The following is a 22,668-nucleotide window of genomic DNA, read 5'->3' on the forward strand; positions in this document are numbered from 1 at the left end:
CAAAATAAATTTATAGTACCATTTTTTCAATAGGACACACTAAAATGCCTTCGGCTCCTGCAGATTTTAAATTATCTATAACATCCCAGAAACTATTTTTATCAATTACTGAGTGTACACTACTCCAATCCTTTTCGGCTAGAGGTAAAACAGTAGGACTTCTCATTCCAGGAAGCATCGCTATAACATCATCAAGCTTATTGTTAGGTACATTCATAAGTACATACTTACTACGCTCACCTGTAAGAACAGCTCTAATGCGAAATTTAAGCGTATCAAGAATTGCCTCTCTCTCCTTTGAAATAGTAGGCGACACGGTTAACACAGCTTCTGAAGTAAGCATTTGCTCTACTTCTTTAAGGTTATTTTTAAATAATGTGCTACCACTAGAAACGATATCACAAACAGCATCTGCAAGTCCTATACTTGGTGCGATTTCTACAGATCCATTAATAATGTGTAACTCTGCCTTAACACCTTTGCTATCAAGATATTCCTTTACAGTGTTAGGATAAGAAGTTGCGATACGCTTACCTTCGAAATCCTTAACAGAATTGTATTTCTGTCCTTTAGGAATAGCTAGTGAAACTTTACACTTTGAGAAACCTAATCTTTCTACTATGGCTAAATCCTTTCCTTTTTCAATTAAAGTATTTTCGCCTAAGATTGCGATATCTACAACACCATCTCTTAAGTATTGAGGTATATCACCGTTACGTAAATAAAGGACTTCTAATGGGAAATTTCTGGCAGTTGCTTTGAGTTGGTCTTTACCATTATCAATAGAAACACCACAATTTTTTAATAATTGTAATGATTCCTCATTAAGGCGTCCAGATTTTTGAATAGCAATTCTAATTTTTTGACTCATGATAATTTTTTAATGTCCAAATTACTCAAAAGAAAAAACCCGCTTGAGTAATTCAAACGGGTTTTTAATATGAAATATATACATACTCTTTACCTCGCTTGAGCGATGATTGAAGTATGATGGTGATGTGTGTTGTTATTAATCATTGTGGTACAAATTTAAGAAGTTCTTTGTTAAAAACAAGTGGATAACCTGATTTAATTAATTCTTAACATTGATAACTTTTCTGTAACTTTGAAGATAGTGCTATTACCTATAATAGTGCTCGCTTAGCATAATCGATGAAGGGATTTTTTGGGGCATTCTTCGTTTTTTTACTATGGACTTCTGGCTGTATTTACTTTGTAAGTACAAGAGAGGCTACTAGTGACAGTGCTGTACAACAAATTGTTGAGGAGAAAGATAATTCAGAAAAAAGTATCCTCAATCCAAAAGACCAACAATCACCTCCCCGAGAAGTTTCTAAAACAAGGTCGACAACGACTCGTTTTGCTCCAGATAGTTTAGATTTATATGGAATTGAACATGAGACCTCTTCCCTACTTGCTGAAGAAATTCAAAAATCTATTGCAATTAGTGATACTATAGATATTACAAAAGATGAGCCTGCGTTAGAATTTGAAAAGGAACTTAATTCATTTATGGGCCCTTCTTTTTCTAGTAATATTTTTTACCCTCGTTATAACAATACAGATCTTATACTTGACAAGGAATTAGTTGAATATGCGACAGAGCTTAGACAACTATTGAAAGAGAATCCTGATAAAAAGGTTACCATACTAGGCCACACTGATAATGTAGGAAGCAGTAAGGATAATTTTAATCAAGGACTTAAAATGTCTCGACAAGTAAAATGGTATCTCACGGCACGAAGAGGAATACCAAGGCGCAAGATAACAGCAACATCTCGAGGTGAGGAAGAACCAATAGCAAACAATAAGACTCTCTCTGGCAGACAAGAGAATAATAGAATAGAAATTATAGTAGATTAATATGAGTGTATCACAAGAGGCTATATCAATACCAGTTGCATACATAGAGACATTTGTAATGACTCTTGTTGCCTTTTTGATTGGTTATATAGGTTCACATTTATACAGTAAAATTGTTCTTAAGAAGAAACTTGCAGCTCAAAGTGACACTATAAAAAACCTAAAAGAGACTATTGATAATCTGCAAGACGAACTAGACCGCAAGGCAGATGGTGTTTTTAGAAAAGATAGAATGGATGAAGAGTTTGATCACCTCAAGGTGAGAAATCGAGCTTTTTCTCAAGAAGTTATTTCTGAGAAATTAGTAGAGAAAGACTACACAGACCTCATTAATTTTGAAAGAATAGGTAAAGCTACAGTTTCTGATAAAAATGAACTTCAACAAATTATAGGTATAGGACCTTACACTGAAGCAAAATTAAATGAGTTAGGCATTTACACTTTTGATCAAATAAGTAGATTGACCAAAGAAGATATTGAAATTATAACTAAGCTTATTAAGTTTTTTCCAGATAGAATTAAAAATGATCGATGGGTTGCCAAAGCAATCAGGCTCAAAGAACAATTACTGGAAGATGCTCAAGATCCAAAAAAAAAGATGAAGCATAAAAAAACCACCTATTAGGTGGTTTTTTTATAACTACTATTGATGTCTAATCTTAATTAATCTTAACTCCAGATTCATTAAACTCAATATCCATATTCTTTCCTTTTCTCTTAAACTCTACATCGTAAAACAATCCTTTTGCGGCGCTTTGAACGCGTTCTATTTCTGTTATTTCTTCGTCTGAGTAATTATCATCTATCGCTTTTTGAACAACTTTAGGCAGATCATCTTTCTCTATACTTACCTCTGTCTCGATCCATGAACCGTTAGGACTAAAGTCTGCTCTGTGACGTACTCCATCTATTCTAAACCTAGATTCATAGTTCCCATTTGAATCAACGTGCCAGTCTGGATCATTCTCTCCTGGATATTTTGCTTGAAACGTTTTCTTCACTGCTTCAGGTGCATAACCCTTTTTGCTATTTTGACTTTCTACATTTTGACCACAGCTTATAGCATGTATGAATCCAAACAAGAAAAGTATTTTCTGATATCTATACATAAAAAAATCTTTACAATCCACACGTGAATTCGCATGGATTGTAAAGATATAAGCTTTTGCGAAAGCGTCATCTTAACGCTTTCTTATAGTTTTATGAAGTATTCTAATTATTTCCTAAAATTAATGGAAGTCCAGAATCACCAGAACCAACAACGATAACTTTAGAATTAGGTGACTTTGATAACTCTATAGTTGCATCAATTCCTTTGTCTTGAAGAATTTTATCTGTCAAAGAAGCACTTAAAATCTTATTTGCATCTGCTTTACCTTGAGCTTCAATACGCACTTTTTCTGCTTCTTTAGATGCTGTTACAAGTCTAAACTCATACTCTAAAGATTCTTGCTCTTGTCTTAGTTTTCTTTCAATTGCGTCTTTTATAGTATTAGGAAGCGTCACGTCTCTTACTAATACCTCATTAAGTTGCACATATTGCTTAGACAAAATAGCTTTAGTCTCTACAAATATTTCGTCCTGTATAGCATCTCTTTTACTTGAGTACAATTGCTCAGGTGTATACCTACCTACTACACTACGTGCTGCAGATCGTATAGCTGGCTGGATTACTCGTTGTAAATAATCTTTACCTAGTGTTTGGTGTAGATTTCCTAAATCTTTGCGCACTGGCTCATACCAAGCCGAGGCGTCAATTTGTATTTCTAATCCATTAGACGATAAAACTTTCATTTTTTCAAAAAGCTCTTGTTGTCTTACTTCATAAACAAATACCTTATTCCATGGTGCAACTAAGTGAAATCCTTCACTCATAGGTGGCTCATCTGTCACCACACCATTTCCAAACGTTTTAAATAATACTCCTGCCTCCCCAGAATCTATGGTTACAGCAGATTTTGTAACTAATACTAATAAAATAATGATACCTATAACTATAGGTACGCCAATCTTTGGTAATTTTTCCATAATAATTTTTTGATTTTTATTTACGTGAGTCCGTTATACTTGCGCATAAACCACTCAATAGAAAGTAGTAAGGCTATTATAAATAATAACCATTTCCAATCTATTAAAGGTACGATTTTTTCCGTGCTTTTCTGTACAGGTTTGTATCGAGTATCTTTCAAAAGATCTTCAATAAGTTGGTCTCCAGTTGGGCTCGTATAAAGGGCTGCTGCGGTATTAGACGCTAGAGTACGTAGTTCTGTTACATTTGCATTTAAGAATTGTTGTTCTATCTCAAAAGGAACTATTGTAAAACTACCAGATCGAGCGAGTCCTTGATCTATAACCGACACGGTAAACTTGTAATTACCCGGCTCTAGATTATTCATCGCAACCTGATATGTATTCTTATTAAGCAATAACGGTATATCTGTCACTTTACCTGTCTCTTCATGGACTAGACGTATGGATAAACGTGCTCGTGTATCAAAGGTGTAATTTTTATCAAAGTACTGCGCATACAATGTAACATCACCATTACCGTAATAAAAGGACTCATAATCTATGTTAAGGCGACTCTTTTTCTTATTTGATGCTGCATATTGAACGAGATTATCAATAAAGTTATCAAAATCTTCAAAGCTGTTATTATTAATAAAACTCTGTGCTCTCCATCGCCACAAGCCTTCTCCTAGAATGTAAACTTCACGCTGTCCATTTGTATCAGTAGTTGCTATAAGTGGATTTTCTGTATTTAAAGATCCTATAGTCTGGGTCAGTGCGACATCTACTTCTGTCTTAAAATTAACGTCACCAAAGCTTGTCTTTAACGGCGGAAAGTCAGCAAAGCCTATATCTTCTATCTTAAAAGCAGAGAAATTCACATTGAGTTCGCCTTGTACTTCTTCTTGCTGTCCAGTGATTTCTTGATTAATGGTATTCTGGAAGGTATTTACAGCATTCCAATCTGTATTTGCGCCAGCGACTGTAATACTATTTTTGGATAGCGAAGTAAGTTGCTCATAAACATTCTTGAAACGTGCATCTGGCTGGTACAATATTACTAGCTCATAGTCATTGAGCTTACTTATACTTTCTAGAGGGTTTGAAAAAGTAACCGTGCGTAGTCTGTTACTCTCTATACTCTTTTTAAGCATGCCCACATCTGGATGAACGATATTACTTACTATAAGAACATTCGTTTTTTGATCGATAACTTCAATCGCAAAGTTCTTACTATTGTTTTTTATGTTTTTCTCTGTCGTACTAGGTGCAAGCTGTATCGCATATTGCCTAACGCCTACGCTAGTTGCAGGTAATAGTAAATTGAAAACCTGTGATTCTTTTTCTGGACTAAAAGTAACTCGCTCAGAATGCACTACTGCACCTCCCGAAGTAACCGTTAATTGTGAGCTTACAGTATTGTTGCCGTTATAAGAGGCAAAAATCTCTACCGGAAACTTATTATTGATATACGCATATCTATTTACGTTTACCTGCCCTAACTTAAGATCATCGTATGTAATTGTATCTCCTAGAACTACAGGATATATCTGCTGATTGAGGTTTTTTGAGGTGTATTGATAAGCCTCACCATAAGTTTGGTTTCCATCGGTGAGTAAGATAACTGGTGCTATTTCTGTACCATAAATGTCTTCAAGACTATTAAGAACATTAGAAATGTTAGTCTGCTTTTCTTGAAAATCTAAAGTATCTAAACGTTTAAATTCTTGACCAAAACTATAAAACTGTACGTCAAAAGCGTTGTTTAAAGGTTCGCTTTCGCGAAAGCGTGATACTAAATCACTACTCTCATCATCATATTCCAAGTATTTAATACTTGCCGTATTATCTACAGCTACCGCAAGTGATGGTTTTACGGTAACGTATGTAACTTGTTTATAAGAAGGATTAATTAAAAGAATAAGCAATCCAAAAACGCTTAAAAATCTTATAAGCGCATAAACTTTATTCCGGCTGGTCTTATATTTTGCCTTATAAAAATACTGAAAAACCGCTATTCCCAAGGCGAGAATAGCAGCTCCAATAATTAATAATAATGTTTCTGTTTGCAAATGTTGTGGTTGTTCTTATCTCAAATATATTGAGCATGGGCAATAGTCACGTAACTCGTAAATTACGTCAGCATTCCTCCGTCTACATTAATAACTTGACCTGTGATATATGCACTCATATCACTAGCAAGAAATACGCAAGCGTTTGCAATATCTTCTGGGCTTCCACCGCGTTTTAATGGTATAGACTGTCTCCATCCATCTACAGTAGCTTCATCAAGCTTACCTGTCATCTCAGTCTCGATAAATCCGGGAGCAATCACGTTTGTACGTATGTTACGAGAACCTAGCTCAAGTGCCATAGATTTAGAGAAACCTATCATTCCAGCCTTTGAGGCAGCATAGTTTGCTTGACCAGCATTTCCTTTTACTCCAACTACAGAGCTCATGTTAATGATACTTCCTTTGCGAGCTTTAAGCATTGTGCGCTGCACTGCTTTAGTCATATTAAAAATAGACTTAAGGTTTACCTCTATTACGTTATCAAAATCCTCTTCAGACATACGCATAAGGAGATTATCCTTTGTAATACCTGCATTATTTACAAGAATATCAATAGTTCCAAAATCTTCAAGCACGTTCTTCACAAGCTCTTGAGCCTGCTCAAAATCTGCTGCATTACTTTTATATCCTTTGATTTTTACTCCTGTGCTCTCTAGACTTTTCTCTAGTTCATCTGCCGCGGCAGATGATGAACTGTATGTAAAAGCAACATTTGCTCCATGTTGAGCAAATACTTCTGCGATTCCTTTTCCTATTCCACGGCTAGCACCAGTGATGATAGCTGTTTTTCCTTCTAATAATTTCATATTAAATGCTATGAATAGACAGTTAACCTATTATAATTACTGTCTGAGGTTATTTTTATTGATCTAATTGGTTTAAATATTAGGTTGTATCGTCACGCTTTCGCGAAAGCGTACATCGCTAAATTTACTTACTCAAATATAAGAATTACGATACCGACTAGAAACAAAAAAACCTCCCTAAAAAAGGAGGTTTCTTTATAATGTATCGTAAAATTATTTACCTAAAACTTCGGCAACTTTTTTACCTATTTCTGCTGGGCTATCCACAACGTGAATACCACATTCTCTCATTATTTCTTTTTTAGCTTGAGCTGTATCATCAGATCCACCTACAATTGCTCCTGCATGACCCATAGTACGTCCAGCTGGTGCAGTTTCACCTGCGATAAAACCTATTACTGGCTTCTTGCTACCGCTTTCTTTGTACCACTTTGCAGCGTCACCCTCTAGTTGACCACCTATCTCACCTATCATTACAACAGCTTCTGTTTCTGGATCATTGATAAGCATCTCTACTGCTTCTTTTGTAGTAGTTCCTATAATAGGATCTCCTCCAATACCGATTGCTGTAGTAATACCAAGACCTTGTTTTACAACCTGATCTGCCGCTTCATACGTAAGTGTTCCAGATTTTGAAACAATACCTACAGTTCCTTTCTTAAATACAAAACCTGGCATGATACCTACTTTTGCCTCACCTGGAGTAATAACACCTGGACAGTTAGGTCCTATAAGGCGACACTCTTTTGTAGAGATATAGTCTGATGCTTTGATCATATCTGCAACAGGGATACCTTCTGTAATTGTGATAATCACTTTGATTCCTGCATCTGCAGCTTCCATAATTGCATCTGCAGCAAATGCTGGCGGTACAAAAATAATAGTAGTATCTGCTCCTACTTTTTCTACTGCTTCTTGAACGGTATTAAAAACAGGCTTATCAAGATGTGTTTGTCCTCCTTTTCCTGGAGTTACACCACCTACTACGTTTGTTCCATAATCAATCATCTGGCCCGCGTGGAAAGTTCCTTCGCTACCTGTGAATCCTTGAACAATTATTTTCGAATCTTTATTAACTAAAACGCTCATCGGTTTGTTTTAAAATTTTGCACTGCAAAAGTAACAGTTTGGTTAAGTATTATGAAGTAAAAACAATGAAATTTACTTCCAAGATTTCATGCTCTCTTTTGCTTCTTCAGCTGGTTGGCTCATTTGGTACCCTCTGTACATCAAACCATCCTTCATTTCCCATATAGCCATAAAATGTGCCATAGGTTGCTCTGTATCTGGTTGCTCGATCGTAGTTACAAAATAAGTGAACCTTATCACTACCTGATCATCTTTAGAAAGAAGGTGTGTAATCTCTGGACGTACCGCATCAAAAGATTTACCAGCCTCTGCTGCCATTTCTTTTAAACCTGCTATTTCCATATGATTGTAGCCTGTTTTTGCATTCCAAAAAAGCTGCATATCAGGATGAATATACTCATCAAAAGCAGTTGTGTCATTAAAAAAGTCTGAGCTATAAAACTCTTTTACGATTTTCTTATTACTCTTAGCCATTATTGTTGCTTTAGTTTTTCTAATAATTCTTGCACTTGTCTTAACGCTGCAAGCTCTTTATATTTTGTTCTGAAATCACCTGCTGGTGATCCAAAATAACTCTTTTCTCCTTCTAGGGACTTACTCACACCACTTTGTGCAGATATGATAGCCTTCTTCCCTATAGATATACCACTAGTAACTCCTACCTGTCCCCATAAAGTCACTTCGTCCTCTATGACAACACAACCAGCTATGGTAGTTTGAGCCGCGATTAAAACGCGTTCTCCTATTACAGTATCATGACCTACGTGAACTTGGTTATCAATCTTAGTTCCTTTACCTATCGTTGTATCTCCAGTAACCCCTTTATCTATAGTTGTCCCAGCTCCTATATCTACATTATCTTCTATTACAACACGACCACCAGATTTAAGTTTATCAAAACCTTCTGGACGTTTTTTATAATAAAATGCGTCTGCACCTAGTATGCTTCCTGCGTGTATAGTAACGTTATCACCTATAATCGTATTGTCATATAAACATACATTAGGGTGTATGGTACAGTTATCACCTATAACCACGTTATTGCCAACAAAGACATTAGGCTGTATAACGGTTCCCTGACCTATAATTGCCGTCTCTGCTATGGCAGCTGCTGCACTTTTGAATGGTTTAAAGTGATCAGTAAGCTTATTAAAGTCTCTAAAGGGATCATCAGATATTAAAAGCGCTTTACCTTCTGGGCAAGCTACTTCTTTGTTAATAAGTACTATAGTCGCAGCACTTTGTAGCGCCTTGTCGTAATACTTAGGATGATCTACAAAGACAATATCTCCTGGTGTTACCACATGGATCTCATTCATACCCAAAACTGGAAACAAAGGATCACCCACAAAAGTGACATTAAGAAGACTTGCAATATCTTGAAGCGTATGTTGTTTTTTAAATTTCACGATTACGAATATAAAAGAAAATCCCGTCATTTGACGGGATTTATATAATAAGTTAATGGGTAAATTATCTATTCCTTAACGCGCTCTTTATAGGTCCCTTTTTCGGTCTCTATTTTTATCTTATCTCCTTCATTAATAAACAAAGGAACGTTTACTTCTGCTCCTGTCTCAACAGTTGCTGGCTTTGTCGCATTAGTAGCCGTATTTCCTTTAACACCAGGTTCTGTGTGCGTTACTTCAAGAATTACAGATGCTGGCATATCTACAGAAAGTGGTGCATTATCTTCTGTATTAATTAACACAGTAACAACCTCTCCTTCTTTCAATAAATTAGAACGATCTAGCGCAGTCTCTTGTAAAGCGATTTGCGTATAGTCTTCTGTATTCATAAAGTGATAGCCTTCTGCATCATTATATAAAAACTGAAATTTATGCGTCTCTACACGCACTTCTTCAATCTTATGTCCTGCAGAAAATGTATTATCTAATACTTTTCCAGAGGTAACACTTTTCATTTTTGTTCTTACAAATGCTGGGCCTTTACCTGGCTTTACGTGTAAAAATTCGATGATTTTATAAATATCGTGATTGTAGTGTATACAAAGTCCGTTGCGTATGTCTGATGTTGTTGCCATATATAGTATCAAGTTTCTGCAAATGCAGAATTCTTATTTAATTAAAAGTTAATCTCGCTTTCGCGAAAATATGAAAAGATTATCAATCTCTCCGTTTTATGGATTTCTCAGCTCAACTTATGTTAGGTAAAAGCATGAGTGTGATGTTGTCAAATTTTCGCGAAAGCGTAAAAGAAAACTTATGAATTGAAGTATCCTTTCATAATACCGCGTTGAGAATTACGTATAAATTGCAATATCTCATCACGTTCTTGAGTAGCTTCCATCTCTGCTTCTATAATTGCAACAGCCTGAGAGTTATTATAATTTTTCTGATACAAGATGCGGAATATATCCTGAATCTCACGTATTTTTTCTGTTGTAAATCCGCGGCGACGTAGTCCTATAGAGTTAATCCCTACATAGCTCAATGGCTCACGACCAGCCTTTACAAAAGGTGGCACATCCTTACGTACTAGTGACCCACCAGTTACAAAAGCATGGCTCCCTATCGTACAAAACTGCTGTATTGCAGCCATTCCTGCTAGTACTACATAATCACCTACAGTGATGTGCCCAGCGAGCGTACTGTTATTAGAAAAAATACAATTATCACCTACGATACAATCATGAGCAATATGGCAATATGCCATAATCCAACAATTGTTTCCTACCTGAGTTTTCATACGATCTGAGGTACCACGGTTAATAGTCACACACTCACGTATGGTTGTGTTATCACCTATGATTGTAACGGTATCCTCGTCATTAAACTTTTTATCTTGTGGTACTGCAGAGATTACTGCGCCTGGAAAGATACTTACATTCTTCCCTATGCGAGCACCTTCCATAATGGTCACATTAGACCCTATCCAGCTACCCTCACCTATTACAACATTATTATGTATGGTTGTAAATGGTTCTATAACTACATTCTTTGCAATTTTTGCACCTGGGTGCACATATGCTAATGGCTGATTCATACTAGAGATTTTTTACTTTTACTATTTGTGCCATTATTTCGGCTTCTGAGACAAGTTTACCATTTGCATAAGCGCGAGCTTGCATCTGGCAGATTCCTCTACGTATAGGTGACATTAGGTCTAATTTGAAAATAAGTGTATCACCAGGTACTACCTGATGCTTATATCTTACTTTATCTATTTTAAGTAAATAAGTTAGATAGTTTTCTGGATCTGGAACGGTACTTAAAACTAAAATACCTCCCGTTTGAGCCATTGCTTCTATTTGAAGTACACCAGGCATTACCGGAGATCCAGGAAAATGACCCACAAAGAATGGCTCATTCATTGTTACATTCTTCACTCCTATCACATGCTCTTTTGTAAGCTCTAAAATCTTATCTACGAGCAAGAATGGAGGTCTGTGTGGTAACATCTCCATAATTTGATTTACATCCTTTACGGGAGTTGCGTGCAAATCTACATCTGGAACGTAATTACGACGTTCATTCTTAATGATTTTCTGAAGCTTCTTTGCAAACTGTGTATTTACAAAGTGTCCAGGCTTATTTGCAATGATTTTACCACGTATTCTTGTACCTGCTAGTGCTAAGTCTCCTATCACGTCAAGTAATTTATGACGTGCTGCTTCATTAGCATGGTGCAAAGTAAGGTTATCTAGTATGCCGTTAGGCTTAACAGCGATATCATCTTTATTAAAGGCTACCTTCAACTTTTCCATTGTACTAGGAGATAATTCCTTATCTACATATACAATAGCATTATTGAGATCTCCTCCTTTAATGAGACCGTGCTCAAGCAACATCTCTATCTCGTGCAGAAAACTGAAGGTTCTACTATCTGATATTTCCTCCTTAAATTGTGAGATATGCTGTATGCTTGCATTTTGAGTACCTAGCACTTTAGTACCAAAGTCTACCATTGTGGTTACTTGATACTCATCTGCCGGCATTAAAATGATTTCACTCCCAGACTCTTCATCTAGAAAAGTGATAATATCTTTAACGATATATTCATCTCGTATAGCCTCTTGTTCTAAGATCCCTGCTTCTTCTAGTGCTTCTACAAAAAACTTTGAAGAACCATCCATAATAGGAGGCTCAGAAGCATTGAGCTCTATAAGAAGGTTATCTATTTCAAGTCCTACGCAAGCAGCAAGTACGTGCTCTGTGGTCTGAATAGAAACGCCGTTTCTTTCAAGGTTTGTTCCTCGTTGTGTATTAGTTACAAGAGAAGCATCTGCATTTAGTACTGGCTCTCCTTCAAGATCAAGGCGTTTAAATTTATACCCGTGATTCTCTGGAGCTGGCTTAAAGGTCATAAGTACATCTGCACCTGTGTGCAGACCTACACCTTTTAAGCTTATTTCTTTAGCTATCGTACGTTGTTGTGCTTTAGCGTTACTCATTATTTTGTTGTTTTTTTAATTCGTTTACCGTTTGTACAATTTTTGGTAAATTTTTAAAGTGTACGTATGAACGATTCCAATCAGAATAATTAAATGATGGAGATCCCTGCAGCACTTCATTATCCTTTATATTTCTTCCTATTCCAGATTGTGCTTGTATACGCACATTATCACCTATAGTTAAGTGTCCAGAGATACCTACTTGCCCACCTATAAGGCAATGCTTTCCTATTTTTGTAGAACCAGCAATACCAGTCTGTGCAGCAATAGCTGTATGAGACCCTATCTCAACATTATGTGCAATCTGAATCTGGTTATCAAGTTTAACACCTGTTCTAATCACAGTAGACCCTAATGTTGCACGATCTATTGTAGTTCCTGCTCCTATATCTACGTGATCTTCTATAATTACATTCCCAGTTTGAGGTACTTTGCTATATTCTCCTTTTTCATTTGGAGTAAAGCCAAAACCATCTGCACCTACAATAGCACCACTGTGTATATAAACCGTGTTACCTATAACACAGTCAGAATATACTTTTGATCCTGCAAAGAGTACACAGTTATCTCCTATAGTAACATTATCCCCTATATAAACATTAGGATAAATTTTTACATTATTGCCTATAGTTACATTCTCTCCTAGGTATGAAAAAGCACCTAGATAAAGACCGTCTCCATAAGTAGCTGTTTCAGATATAAAGCAAGGCTGCTCTATTCCAGATTTATTAAGTTTTACTTGATTATAATACTCAAGTAATTTTGAAAATGACTTATAAGCATCCTCTACTCGTATAAGCGTAGGCTTAACGGGTTGTTCTGCTTCAAAATCATTTCCTACTATGGCAATACTTGCCTCTGTAGTATATATAAATGATGTATACTTAGGATTTGCTAGGAAAGTTAATGATCCTGGGATTCCTTCTTCTATTTTTGCAAGCTTCGATACTTCTACATCCGGGTTACCTTCTATAGTTCCTTCTAGTATTCCTGCGATTTGGTTTGCGGTAAATTTCATGGATGACAAAAATAGGAAAAATTAACGTTTAGGTTTTGGGTAACAGAGATAGTTTTTAACTACTTCTTTTGTAAGTGACTTTAAACTTAATTGATCACTTGCTTTTACCACATCTACAATCTTCCCACTATTGAGAAGAATATTGATTCCACCCTTCTCATAATTATAAGCTTGGTTTGATATAGTCCCTGTAAACACAAAGTATGATGCCTCATGTTCAGTTATATTAAATTCCTCCATTAATAAGGACTTATGTTGCTCAAGCTTAGACGCTGCAAAAGGTTTCTTTTTAATTTTTACATTTAGAAGATCTCTATTTATTATCGCCTTAGACAACTCAGAAAGCACAAAATCTTCATTAAAACACCATTCTTTCATAGCAGAAATAATATCATAATCGTCTAACTGAGCAAACGTATCAAGGCTATTTTTAATGGTATCGCTATCAATTCTATGCTGTAAAAAATACTGCAATGCTTTATTTGAAGATAGTACAACTCCGTTATGAGAGAGTTCTTTTGCACGCTTGAGTACTCTTGTTATCAATTGTTCTGCAACAATACCTGTTTTATGTAGGTACACTTGCCAGTACATGAGCCTTCTAGCGACAAGAAACTTCTCTACGGTATAGACACCCTTTTCTTCTACTACAAGCTTATCATCCATCACGTTAAGCATAGCAACTATACGTTCTGTATTAATATTGCCTTCTGCCATTCCCGTATAAAAACTATCACGTTTTAAATAGTCTGTACGATCCATATCTAGCTGACCAGAAACCAGCTGATTTAAAAAAGAGCGATGATAAGACCCTTTGAAAATCTCAATAGCCAGCGTTAAACTTCCGTTAAACTCAGCATTAAGAGCCTCCATAAATAAGAGAGAAATATGCTCATGACTTACACCTTCTACAATACTATGTTCCATAGCATGAGAGAAAGGACCGTGACCTATATCATGAAGTAAGATTGCAATAAACACGCCTTCTTTTTCCTCTTTTGATATCTCAACGCCTTTGTCTTCAAGGACTTTGATAGCTTTTTGCATAACACCAAGACATCCTATCGCGTGCTGAAAACGCGTGTGATGCGCTCCAGGATATACAAGATATGACAATCCCATCTGCGTGATGCGACGAAGTCTCTGAAAGTATTTGTGCTGTATCAAATCAAAGACCACACCATTAGGTATAGTAATAAACCCATAAATAGGGTCGTTAATAATTGTAACTTTGGGAGACCTCAATATTAAAAATTTTGGATTTCTATTTTTTATGCTTTCGCGAAAGCGTATTACATACAAATATAAGGTTTCGCCTTGCAAACAAGGAGCCTCTTAAAAACTAACATACTTAACTAATTATATGAGCAACATACAAATACTTTGGGTAGATGACGAAATTGACTTACTTAAACCACATATTTTATTTCTTGAGAAAAAGAATTATAGCGTAACTACTTGTGATAATGGCGCCGAAGCCGTAGAAATGATTGATGAACAAAACTTTGATATCATTTTTCTTGATGAAAATATGCCAGGCCTATCGGGTCTAGAAACTTTAAGCGAAATCAAGAATAAACGGGAAAATGTTCCTGTTGTTATGATTACTAAAAGTGAAGAAGAGTATATTATGGAGGAAGCGATAGGCTCTAAAATAGTAGACTACCTCATTAAACCAGTAAATCCTAACCAGATATTACTGAGTTTAAAGAAAAATCTTGATCATAGTAGATTAATAAGTCAGAAAACCACCTCTTCTTACCAGCAAGAATTCCGTAAGATTGCTATGGATTTATCTATGGTAAATAGTTTTGAAGAATGGTCTGAGCTTTATCAAAAGCTTATATACTGGGAGATGGAGCTTGAGGGGATAGAAGATACTGGAATGTTTGAGATATTAGAATCTCAAAAATCTGAAGCAAATAATCAGTTTTGTAAATTTATTGATAAAAACTACCCAGATTGGTTTAACGGCTATGAGGGACCTACGATGTCTCACACCTTATTTAAAGACAAGGTACAGCCACATCTTAAAAAAGGTAGCCCTACCCTATTCATTGTCATAGACAACATGCGCTATGATCAATGGAAGGCTTTTGAGCCGCACCTTAATGCGCATTATAAAAAGGTACAAGAAGAGCCTTATTACAGCATCTTACCTACGGCAACGCAGTATGCGCGTAATGCAATCTTCTCTGGACTCATGCCAGAAGAAATGAAAAAGAAACATCCAGATTTATGGCTTGATGATACAGATGAGGGAGGAAAAAATATGCACGAGGCAGATTTTCTAGAGGCACAACTTAAAAGACTACGTCTTGACCTAAGCTGGGAATATCACAAAATCACCAACTTGAAAAATGGTAAAAAACTTGCCGATAATTTTAAATCTCAGAAAAACAATGATCTTACGGTAGTCGTTTACAATTTTGTAGATATGCTTTCTCACTCTAAGACAGAAATGGAAGTAATTAAAGAACTCGCTAGTAATGACAAGGCATACAGATCACTTACAGAGAGTTGGTTTAAAAACTCACCGCTACTCACGATGATACAGCAAGCGCAAGAGCTAGGTATGAAGCTTATACTTACTACAGATCATGGCACTATTAATGTCAAAAATCCATCTAAAGTTATTGGTGATAAGAATACAAGTCTCAACCTGCGTTATAAAACAGGAAGAAGTCTCACGTATGAAAATAAAGACGTACTTGCTGCCGAAGATCCTCGCACGATACACCTACCTACTATTAATATGAGTAGCTCATTCATATTTGCAAAGGGAGACCTATTCTTTGCCTATCCTAATAATTTTAATCACTACGTAAGTTATTACAGAAATACATACCAGCATGGAGGCGTAAGCCTTGAAGAAATGGTGATTCCTTTTGTGGTGCTTGAACCTAAATAGAAATGTTACGCTTTCGCGAAAGCGTGACCACAAACAACAAAACCACAGCAATATAAGCTGTGGTTTTTTTTATGGTTGTATATAAACTCAAAGAGCTGCTTAGCCAGTTTTATTAATTCGATCTAAAAAATCTATTACATTATCATCCTTTTCTTTCGCAGAAGGCTCTTTAATATCCTCAAGATTTTTTACAAAGTAAGACACCGAAAGCCCCGTAATACGTTTAAAGTGGTTTGAAAAAGATTTTGAATTAGAAAAACCAACCTCTTTGGCTAGAGCACTCACTGTGTACGTTCTTATTTTCTCAGAACTATAGAGCAGTTTGAGTACATGATTAATACGCAAGTCATTAATATAAACAGAGAAATTCTCTGATTTCTCATCATTAATATACTTAGACAGATATGTTGAATTAGTGCCCACTTGGAGAGCTAAACGCTTAAGCGTGATATTTTCCTCTGTAAACATTAATGTGTCCTCAAAAGTTTTGAGACCAGCTTTAATTTTATCTGTTTGCGTAGACTTTAATTGTGGTGGAGAACTTTTAATAGTTGCCTGAGCCGTGCTAGTTGTATTTATAGGAGATGACACCTCATTTTTAATACGCTTCTCAAGCGCCACTTTGAGATTATCAAACCTCTTTTTATAAATAAGCCTTTTTCTGTATTGAAATATCGCTAGAAAGACTCCTAAACAACTCAAGATTAAGAATAGAATAACACCAGCATTACTTGTTGACTTTTCCTTTTCTAGCTTATGTATTAAAAGTTCCTTCTCAGCTGTAAGCTCAGGGATAGTATACATAGACACGACACCGTTACTCACAGACTCTTTAATACTACCCAATGATTCCTCATAGGCAATCATTTTATTTAGGTATTCTATTTGCTTATTGGTATTTCCTTCATTCTTATAATGATTAAGTAAATAATCAAATGTATGCTTGAGCTCATCAAAATAATAATCAGATCCCGCTGCTACAAAAAGACTATCTGAAGTTATAAATGAAGTAGTCGCCTTTTCTTTTATATTTAACCCCTCATAAGCTATTCCCTGCATGGCAAAAGAATGAGATAACTCTCCATCTCTTTTTTCATAGTCATTAGAAATATATTGATTGGTTACATCTAACCCTTCTAGGTATTTTTTTTGTTTGATTAATATCCCTGCTTTTAAACCAAGATAAGTATCATGATATTCTGTATTTTCACCAGTATCCGCATATTCCTTTACTTTCTCTATATAATAATCTGCCTTATCAAGACTATCAATCTCAAAATACGTCTTTGCAATTGAATATCTCACTGACGCGAGCACATCTCTATTATAACTATCTGTATTATAAGGATGTATTGTTTGAACCTCTCCAGTTACATAAATGGACGCTACCTCTTTTAAATTTTTCAATCCAGTGGATACATTGCCATAATCAACTTGTAAAGTACCAATTAGGTTTTTCAAGACCCATTTATTGGATATATTCTGAGTTTTATTAGAAAATTCATACGCTTCTTCTGCTACTGCTAGAGCATCTTCAATTCGCTCATCATAGTAAAGAGCAATCGCTTTTTGCAACAAAGCTGCCTCATAATTATCATCTAACTCATTAGCTCTTGTATACTCAAGTATATAATCTAGTATATCATAATCACTGCCTCTAGCATTGTCTAATGTCAAATAAAATTTAGCAACATCACTTTTGTTTTCATTAAATATAGCTCTTTTTATGAGTTCCTTTCCTTTTAATTCAAGCACCAACGAATCAAGTGAAGAATTATTTAACTTGGAAAGAGCATAAAATTCAGTTCTTAATACAGAGTAGCTTTTCACAGCTATAGAATCTGGTACAGCAATTTCAGAGAGATATGGGAGCTCTTGTGCACTTATGGAGAGCAAAGAGCACAGAAAAAATATTATAAATAAAGGGGTTCTTATAATCATTAACTAAACGATTGAGAGCACTATTTTTTAAGAAAAATCTTACTCCTTTGTATAAAAAAAATGGTTTTAAACTTATTTAAACGGGATGCAAGTTAATAGTTATATCCCTATAATTAAATCTCATGAGTACTAAATTCCTCCATTATGTGATTGACACCCTTGAAAAACTGAAAATTAAAGGGTACACTTATAAAAATAGAAACAACCATAGATTTAAAAGGAGAATTTAGTGTATCGCTATTTAAGGACAGGACATATAACTGGAGTAAAAACTGCTTACCCAGTTTTATTAATTCGCTCTAAAAAATCTATTACACTATCACCCTTTTCTTTCGCAGAAACTTCTTTAATATCCTCAAGATTTTTTATAAAATAGGTCACCGAAAGCCCAGTAATACGTTTAAAGTGGTTTGAAAAAGATTTTGGATTAGAAAAACCAACCTCTTTTGCTAGAGCACTCACTGTGTACGATCTTATTTTCTCAGAACTATAGAGCAATTTAAGTATATGATTGATACGCAAGTCATTTATATATACAGAGAAATTCTCTGATTTCTTGTCGTTAATGTATTTAGACAGATATGATGAATTAGTACCTACCTGAAGAGCTAGACTCTTAAGCGTGATATTTTCCTCTGTAAACATTAATGTTTCCTCAAAAGTTTTGAGACCAGCTTTAATTTTATCTGTTTGTGTAGACTTTAATTGTGGTGAAGAGCTTTTAATAATTGTCTCAGACGTACTAGTCGTATTTATAGAAGAAGAAACCTCATTTTTAAAACGCTTCTCAAGTGTCACTTTGAGATTATCAAACCTCTTTTTATAAATAAGCTTTTTTCTGTATTGAAATATCGCTACGACGACTCCTATGCAACTCAAGATTAAGAATAGAATAACACCTGCATTACTTGTGAACTTTTCCTTTTCTAGCTTACGTATTAAAAACTCTTTCTCAGCTGTAAGCTCTGGGATAGTATACATAGTCGATACACCGTTGCTCACAGATTCTTTAATACTACCTACTGATTCCTCATAGGAAATCATTTTATTAAGATATTCTATTTGTTTGTTTGTGTTTCCTTCTTTCTTATAATGATTAAGTAAATAATTAAATGTATACTTGAGTTCATCATAATAGTAATCGGCCCCTGCTACTACAAAGAGGCTATCAGCGGTAAGGAAAGAAGTAGTTGCTTTTTCGTCTAAATTCAACCCTTCATAGGCAATACCCTGCATAGCATAAGAATGTGACAACTCATCATCTCCTTTTTCATAGTCATTAGAAATATATTGATTGGTTATTTCTAAACCTTCTATATATCTTTTTTGTTTAATTAGTATCCCTGCTTTTAGGCCCAAATAAGAATCTAAATGATCTTTATCCCCTACTGATTCAGCATATAACTTAACTTTTTCAATATAATCATCTGCCTCATCAAGACTATCAATCTCAAAATACGTCTTTGCAATTGAATATCGAATAGATGCCAGCACATCTCTATTGTAAAAGTCTGTATTGTAGGGGTGTATTGTTTTAACATCCCCAGTGACATAAATAGACTCAACCTCTTTTAGATTTTGCAATCCAGTGGTTACATTACCATAATCAACTTGTAGAGTACCAATAAGACTTTTCAAGACCCATTTATTAGATACATTTTGAGTTTTTTCAGAAAATCTATACGCTTCTTCTGCTACTGCTAGAGCCTCTTTGATTCGCTCATCATAATAAAGAGCAATAGCTTTTTGCAACAAACCTCCTTCGTAGGAATCATCTAACTCATTAGTTCTTGTATACTCAAGTATATATTCAAGTATATCATAATCACCATCCCTTAAATTTTCTAAAGTCAAATAGAATTTAGCGACATCGGACTTGTTTCTACTTAATGTAGCCCGTCTTACAAGCTCCTTTCCTTTTAATTCAAGTACCAATGAATCAACCGAAGTTTTACATTCATTAAAAAGAGCAAAAAATTCAGTTCTTAATACAGGGTAACTTTTTACAGCTATAGAATCAGGTACAGCAATATCTGATAGATATGGAAGCTCTTGTGCACTTATAGAGAAAAAAGAGCACATAAAGATTACTATAAATAAAGGGGACTTTGTAATCATTAACGAAACGATTGGGAGCACTATTTTCTAAGAAAAATCTTACTCCTTCATATATTAAAATTGGTTTTAGGCAAATTTAAGCGGGCTGCAAGTTAAAGTTTATATCCCTATTATTAAATCTCATGACTACTAAATTCCTCAATTTTATGATTGCCACCCTTAAAAAACAAAGAATTAAAAGGAAGATTCATAAATATGGGAAAAATCATAAATTTAAAGCGAAAATTTATGAATGTTCCTACACAACTCTTGATATCCTCTTAAGTATAGCTGACTTTTACACTCCTAATCATCAATATAGTTAGTTACAAAATAACTACATGTTCATCAATCAAAAAACGGACTTACATCATTTAGTGTTTCATCCAACACAAATTATAGTCTTACAAGTAAGAAGAATTAAAATCGGTGTTTAACAACTAGTTTGAAATTACATTTTAGGGGTTTGCACTTTAACTAGTAATTAGGGAGAATATATTTTCAATACATTCTTCAAACCTATTTATAGGTTGACATCGATTTTTATTTTACACCTACACACCTCTAACCACAACCACTCTATTTATATTATTTTTCCTTCTGTCTTTTTGAATCAAGGACACCACTCCAATAATTATATATTTAAGTATATTTCCCTAGAAAAGCGAGAAATTATCGTTTAAAGGCATATAAAGTCTACTTTTATAATTTAAAATCTTAAAACTTTAAGATTTTCTTATCTTCGCAACACCCTTAAATACCCTACTAATGCAGATGATTTATAATTTGTCTGAAATTGAGCATATTGCAAAAACAATAATCTCTTCTTCAAAAAGTAATATCCTTCTCTTTTATGGAGAAATGGGAGCAGGAAAGACTACACTTGTAAAATCGCTTGCAAAAGAACTAGGCGTACAAGAGACTGCAAGTAGCCCTACCTTTTCAATTGTTAACGAATATATTTCTGATAATAACAAAGTGTTATACCATTTTGATTTTTATAGACTAGAAAAAGAAGAAGAGGCTTTGGATCTCGGTTTTGAAGAATATTTAACTCAAGGAGATTGGATTTTTATTGAATGGCCAGAAAAAATCACCTCCTTTTTACCATTAAATGCACAAAAAATTACGATTACCACAATAAGTGCAGATAAAAGACAATTGACATTACATTAGATATGTTAAAAAAATGTTAAAGCGATTATTTTAAATTGTAAGAATTTTCTCTTTAAGGTTTTTTTAACAAAGGCAAAAAACAAAGGTTAAAACCTTTAAACGAAATTAAAGAATTTAATAGATAACCCCTTAAACCGTACATATATAATACTGGGTGCCTTTTTTTTCAAAACGGGCGCGAATATACATAAAAAATTAATTAGCAATATTTTGAGAGATTAGGGTGATGTTTGCAACAACAAATCATTACTCAAAACACTCTAAATTATGAAAATTAAAGCTTTATTTTTAGCACTAGTGATCGCTGGTGCAACAGCATTATCGTACACAGCTATTACAGAAAATGCAGGACAAGCACTCGAAAAAAGTAGAATCAAAAAATTACCACCTAACGGATAAAAGAAAATCTTTAGCTATAGGCAGTTTTATAGGGTTGTTTATTATATCAACACCTATCCTATTTTATTCTTATCAAGGATTCCCAGACGAAAAGTATTGGGAATCCTTTTTTGGTATATATGAAAGTAAATACTATGAGAGTGTTCAAATTATGGCTTGGTTTCTCCTTAGCAAGTTAATCCCATTACTTCTGCTCTTAGTTTGGTTTTTCACCTGTAAACACTGGTGGTATTATGCTATATTGATACCTATATCAATGTATGTATTTCAAATCTTCAATCTTCTTAATGATGATTTATCCATAATAGATACTAGTGAATTAATATTAATTATTCCATTAATCGCCATTGTTGCTGCTATATCCTACACCATAAGAACCAAAATCTTTGATCGCTTATACGGAGTAGATCTAGATCAAGAATTAAAGCGTGTTCGCTGGAACGGGAAAATTGTAAAAATCCCCGCAGATTCTCCACTTGATTTACCAGAGGTAGGTGATGATGAAGTAGATGACGAACTAGAGGATTAATCAATAACATTATAGTTATATGCTACAGAGCCAATTATATACTTTTATAGCCTCTTTCTTTTTATCAAGGCGTGCCCCTATCCTTCATTCATTTAATTCTTCAAGTATAGTGACCGGGCTATACGTTTTTACGCTTCGTGATGCTCCGCTATCGCTCCACAACACTGCAGGGTAACCACTACTATCCCTCACGCAGGTAATTAAACGGTATCCATGAATTACATATAGCTAAAGCTTGCTTAAACGTTAAGATTGCTTAGCAGATAACTAATATTTGTATTCTAAACATCAATACATAAAAAAGCCCCCAGTAACACATACTGAGGGCTTTTCTAAATCT

21 protein-coding genes are annotated in these 22,668 nt (G+C 34.8%); 6 read left to right on the top strand and 15 right to left on the bottom strand.

Annotated features, from left to right (window positions below; all coding sequences use genetic code 11):
- Positions 1–10: 10 nt before the first annotated feature.
- Positions 11–871 carry an ATP phosphoribosyltransferase gene (gene hisG / locus SJY37_RS13260; protein WP_298325391.1) on the bottom strand — a complete coding sequence of 287 codons (861 nt, stop codon included), beginning with the start codon at positions 869–871 and terminating at the stop codon, positions 11–13.
- 281 nt (positions 872–1,152) lie between these two features.
- Here hisG and SJY37_RS13265 point away from each other — a divergent pair, with 281 nt between their 5' ends.
- The gene (locus tag SJY37_RS13265) at positions 1,153–1,863 is read left to right on the top strand and encodes an OmpA family protein (RefSeq protein WP_298325394.1); all 711 of its coding nucleotides are present in this window, start codon (positions 1,153–1,155) and stop codon (positions 1,861–1,863) included.
- Position 1,864: 1 nt separating this feature from the next.
- Entirely contained in the window at positions 1,865–2,488 is a 624-nt protein-coding gene (locus SJY37_RS13270) for a hypothetical protein (RefSeq protein ID WP_298325397.1), read from the top strand.
- Positions 2,489–2,522: 34 nt separating this feature from the next.
- Here the strand turns inward: SJY37_RS13270 and SJY37_RS13275 are convergent, their stop codons facing one another.
- The 12 genes from SJY37_RS13275 to SJY37_RS13330 all read right to left on the bottom strand — a co-directional run bounded on the left by SJY37_RS13275 (position 2,523) and on the right by SJY37_RS13330 (position 14,520).
- Positions 2,523–2,972: a PepSY-like domain-containing protein gene (locus tag SJY37_RS13275; protein WP_298325400.1), complete on the bottom strand. Its 450-nt coding sequence runs from the start codon at positions 2,970–2,972 to the stop codon at positions 2,523–2,525.
- Between the two features lie 103 nt (positions 2,973–3,075).
- Entirely contained in the window at positions 3,076–3,891 is an 816-nt protein-coding gene (locus tag SJY37_RS13280) for a prohibitin family protein (RefSeq protein ID WP_013752036.1), read from the bottom strand.
- A gap of 20 nt (positions 3,892–3,911) precedes the next feature.
- Positions 3,912–5,945, bottom strand: a complete 2,034-nt coding sequence (locus tag SJY37_RS13285; protein WP_298325405.1) for a VWA domain-containing protein — start codon at positions 5,943–5,945, stop codon at positions 3,912–3,914.
- 62 nt (positions 5,946–6,007) lie between these two features.
- Positions 6,008–6,754 (bottom strand): 3-oxoacyl-[acyl-carrier-protein] reductase, encoded by a 747-nt coding sequence (fabG, locus tag SJY37_RS13290; protein WP_013752034.1) that lies wholly within the window; start codon positions 6,752–6,754, stop codon positions 6,008–6,010.
- A gap of 213 nt (positions 6,755–6,967) precedes the next feature.
- Complete coding sequence (gene sucD, locus SJY37_RS13295; RefSeq protein ID WP_298325410.1) at positions 6,968–7,843, bottom strand: succinate--CoA ligase subunit alpha; 876 nt, start codon at positions 7,841–7,843, stop codon at positions 6,968–6,970.
- A 72-nt stretch (positions 7,844–7,915) separates the two neighbouring features.
- Positions 7,916–8,317, bottom strand: coding sequence for a nuclear transport factor 2 family protein (locus SJY37_RS13300; RefSeq protein WP_298325413.1), 402 nt, complete (start codon positions 8,315–8,317; stop codon positions 7,916–7,918).
- Positions 8,317–9,252, bottom strand: a complete 936-nt coding sequence (locus tag SJY37_RS13305; RefSeq protein ID WP_298325416.1) for a UDP-3-O-(3-hydroxymyristoyl)glucosamine N-acyltransferase — start codon at positions 9,250–9,252, stop codon at positions 8,317–8,319. Before SJY37_RS13305 ends, SJY37_RS13300 begins: the two co-directional genes overlap by 1 nt.
- Before the next feature lie 68 nt (positions 9,253–9,320).
- Positions 9,321–9,887, bottom strand: coding sequence for an elongation factor P (efp, locus tag SJY37_RS13310; RefSeq protein WP_298325419.1), 567 nt, complete (start codon positions 9,885–9,887; stop codon positions 9,321–9,323).
- A gap of 179 nt (positions 9,888–10,066) precedes the next feature.
- Positions 10,067–10,849 carry an acyl-ACP--UDP-N-acetylglucosamine O-acyltransferase gene (gene lpxA / locus SJY37_RS13315; RefSeq protein ID WP_013752029.1) on the bottom strand — a complete coding sequence of 261 codons (783 nt, stop codon included), beginning with the start codon at positions 10,847–10,849 and terminating at the stop codon, positions 10,067–10,069.
- Position 10,850: 1 nt separating this feature from the next.
- A complete protein-coding gene (locus tag SJY37_RS13320) occupies positions 10,851–12,257 on the bottom strand; it encodes a bifunctional UDP-3-O-[3-hydroxymyristoyl] N-acetylglucosamine deacetylase/3-hydroxyacyl-ACP dehydratase (protein WP_298325426.1) in 1,407 nt (468 codons plus the stop codon).
- The gene (gene lpxD, locus SJY37_RS13325) at positions 12,250–13,275 is read right to left on the bottom strand and encodes a UDP-3-O-(3-hydroxymyristoyl)glucosamine N-acyltransferase (protein ID WP_298325429.1); all 1,026 of its coding nucleotides are present in this window, start codon (positions 13,273–13,275) and stop codon (positions 12,250–12,252) included. The genes SJY37_RS13320 and lpxD overlap by 8 nt, the downstream gene beginning before the upstream one ends.
- Before the next feature lie 21 nt (positions 13,276–13,296).
- Positions 13,297–14,520: an HD domain-containing protein gene (locus tag SJY37_RS13330; RefSeq protein ID WP_379953223.1), complete on the bottom strand. Its 1,224-nt coding sequence runs from the start codon at positions 14,518–14,520 to the stop codon at positions 13,297–13,299.
- Positions 14,521–14,638: 118 nt separating this feature from the next.
- Between SJY37_RS13330 and SJY37_RS13335 the strand changes: the two genes are divergently transcribed.
- The gene (locus SJY37_RS13335) at positions 14,639–16,186 is read left to right on the top strand and encodes a bifunctional response regulator/alkaline phosphatase family protein (RefSeq protein WP_013752025.1); all 1,548 of its coding nucleotides are present in this window, start codon (positions 14,639–14,641) and stop codon (positions 16,184–16,186) included.
- Positions 16,187–16,285: 99 nt separating this feature from the next.
- Here SJY37_RS13335 and SJY37_RS13340 read toward each other — a convergent pair whose 3' ends face one another.
- The gene (locus tag SJY37_RS13340) at positions 16,286–18,127 is read right to left on the bottom strand and encodes a helix-turn-helix domain-containing protein (protein ID WP_298325432.1); all 1,842 of its coding nucleotides are present in this window, start codon (positions 18,125–18,127) and stop codon (positions 16,286–16,288) included.
- A 276-nt stretch (positions 18,128–18,403) separates the two neighbouring features.
- The gene (locus tag SJY37_RS13345) at positions 18,404–20,209 is read right to left on the bottom strand and encodes a helix-turn-helix domain-containing protein (RefSeq protein WP_379953224.1); all 1,806 of its coding nucleotides are present in this window, start codon (positions 20,207–20,209) and stop codon (positions 18,404–18,406) included.
- Positions 20,210–20,998: 789 nt separating this feature from the next.
- Between SJY37_RS13345 and tsaE the strand changes: the two genes are divergently transcribed.
- The 3 genes from tsaE to SJY37_RS13360 all read left to right on the top strand — a co-directional run bounded on the left by tsaE (position 20,999) and on the right by SJY37_RS13360 (position 22,328).
- Positions 20,999–21,400, top strand: coding sequence for a tRNA (adenosine(37)-N6)-threonylcarbamoyltransferase complex ATPase subunit type 1 TsaE (gene tsaE / locus SJY37_RS13350; RefSeq protein WP_366519231.1), 402 nt, complete (start codon positions 20,999–21,001; stop codon positions 21,398–21,400).
- A gap of 267 nt (positions 21,401–21,667) precedes the next feature.
- Positions 21,668–21,799 carry a hypothetical protein gene (locus SJY37_RS13355; RefSeq protein ID WP_298325440.1) on the top strand — a complete coding sequence of 44 codons (132 nt, stop codon included), beginning with the start codon at positions 21,668–21,670 and terminating at the stop codon, positions 21,797–21,799.
- Between the two features lie 256 nt (positions 21,800–22,055).
- Entirely contained in the window at positions 22,056–22,328 is a 273-nt protein-coding gene (locus SJY37_RS13360) for a hypothetical protein (protein ID WP_298325443.1), read from the top strand.
- Positions 22,329–22,668: the final 340 nt, after the last annotated feature.

It is taken from the genome of Dokdonia sp. R78006 (genome assembly GCF_042466145.1).
Lineage (GTDB): Bacteria > Bacteroidota > Bacteroidia > Flavobacteriales > Flavobacteriaceae > Dokdonia.

Bases quoted from the DNA above. Each gene is read 5' to 3' on its own strand.
- hisG (WP_298325391.1), bottom strand. From the start codon at position 871: ATGAGTCAAAAAATTAGAATTGCTATTCAAAAATCTGGACGCCTTAAT.
- SJY37_RS13265 (WP_298325394.1), top strand. From the start codon at position 1,153: ATGAAGGGATTTTTTGGGGCATTCTTCGTTTTTTTACTATGGACTTCT.
- SJY37_RS13270 (WP_298325397.1), top strand. From the start codon at position 1,865: ATGAGTGTATCACAAGAGGCTATATCAATACCAGTTGCATACATAGAG.
- SJY37_RS13275 (WP_298325400.1), bottom strand. From the start codon at position 2,972: ATGTATAGATATCAGAAAATACTTTTCTTGTTTGGATTCATACATGCT.
- SJY37_RS13280 (WP_013752036.1), bottom strand. From the start codon at position 3,891: ATGGAAAAATTACCAAAGATTGGCGTACCTATAGTTATAGGTATCATT.
- fabG (WP_013752034.1), bottom strand. From the start codon at position 6,754: ATGAAATTATTAGAAGGAAAAACAGCTATCATCACTGGTGCTAGCCGT.
- sucD (WP_298325410.1), bottom strand. From the start codon at position 7,843: ATGAGCGTTTTAGTTAATAAAGATTCGAAAATAATTGTTCAAGGATTC.
- SJY37_RS13300 (WP_298325413.1), bottom strand. From the start codon at position 8,317: ATGGCTAAGAGTAATAAGAAAATCGTAAAAGAGTTTTATAGCTCAGAC.
- efp (WP_298325419.1), bottom strand. From the start codon at position 9,887: ATGGCAACAACATCAGACATACGCAACGGACTTTGTATACACTACAAT.
- lpxA (WP_013752029.1), bottom strand. From the start codon at position 10,849: ATGAATCAGCCATTAGCATATGTGCACCCAGGTGCAAAAATTGCAAAG.
- SJY37_RS13320 (WP_298325426.1), bottom strand. From the start codon at position 12,257: ATGAGTAACGCTAAAGCACAACAACGTACGATAGCTAAAGAAATAAGC.
- lpxD (WP_298325429.1), bottom strand. From the start codon at position 13,275: ATGAAATTTACCGCAAACCAAATCGCAGGAATACTAGAAGGAACTATA.
- SJY37_RS13335 (WP_013752025.1), top strand. From the start codon at position 14,639: ATGAGCAACATACAAATACTTTGGGTAGATGACGAAATTGACTTACTT.
- SJY37_RS13340 (WP_298325432.1), bottom strand. From the start codon at position 18,127: ATGATTATAAGAACCCCTTTATTTATAATATTTTTTCTGTGCTCTTTG.
- SJY37_RS13345 (WP_379953224.1), bottom strand. From the start codon at position 20,209: ATGTGCTCTTTTTTCTCTATAAGTGCACAAGAGCTTCCATATCTATCA.
- tsaE (WP_366519231.1), top strand. From the start codon at position 20,999: ATGATTTATAATTTGTCTGAAATTGAGCATATTGCAAAAACAATAATC.
- SJY37_RS13355 (WP_298325440.1), top strand. From the start codon at position 21,668: ATGAAAATTAAAGCTTTATTTTTAGCACTAGTGATCGCTGGTGCAACA.
- SJY37_RS13360 (WP_298325443.1), top strand. From the start codon at position 22,056: ATGTATGTATTTCAAATCTTCAATCTTCTTAATGATGATTTATCCATA.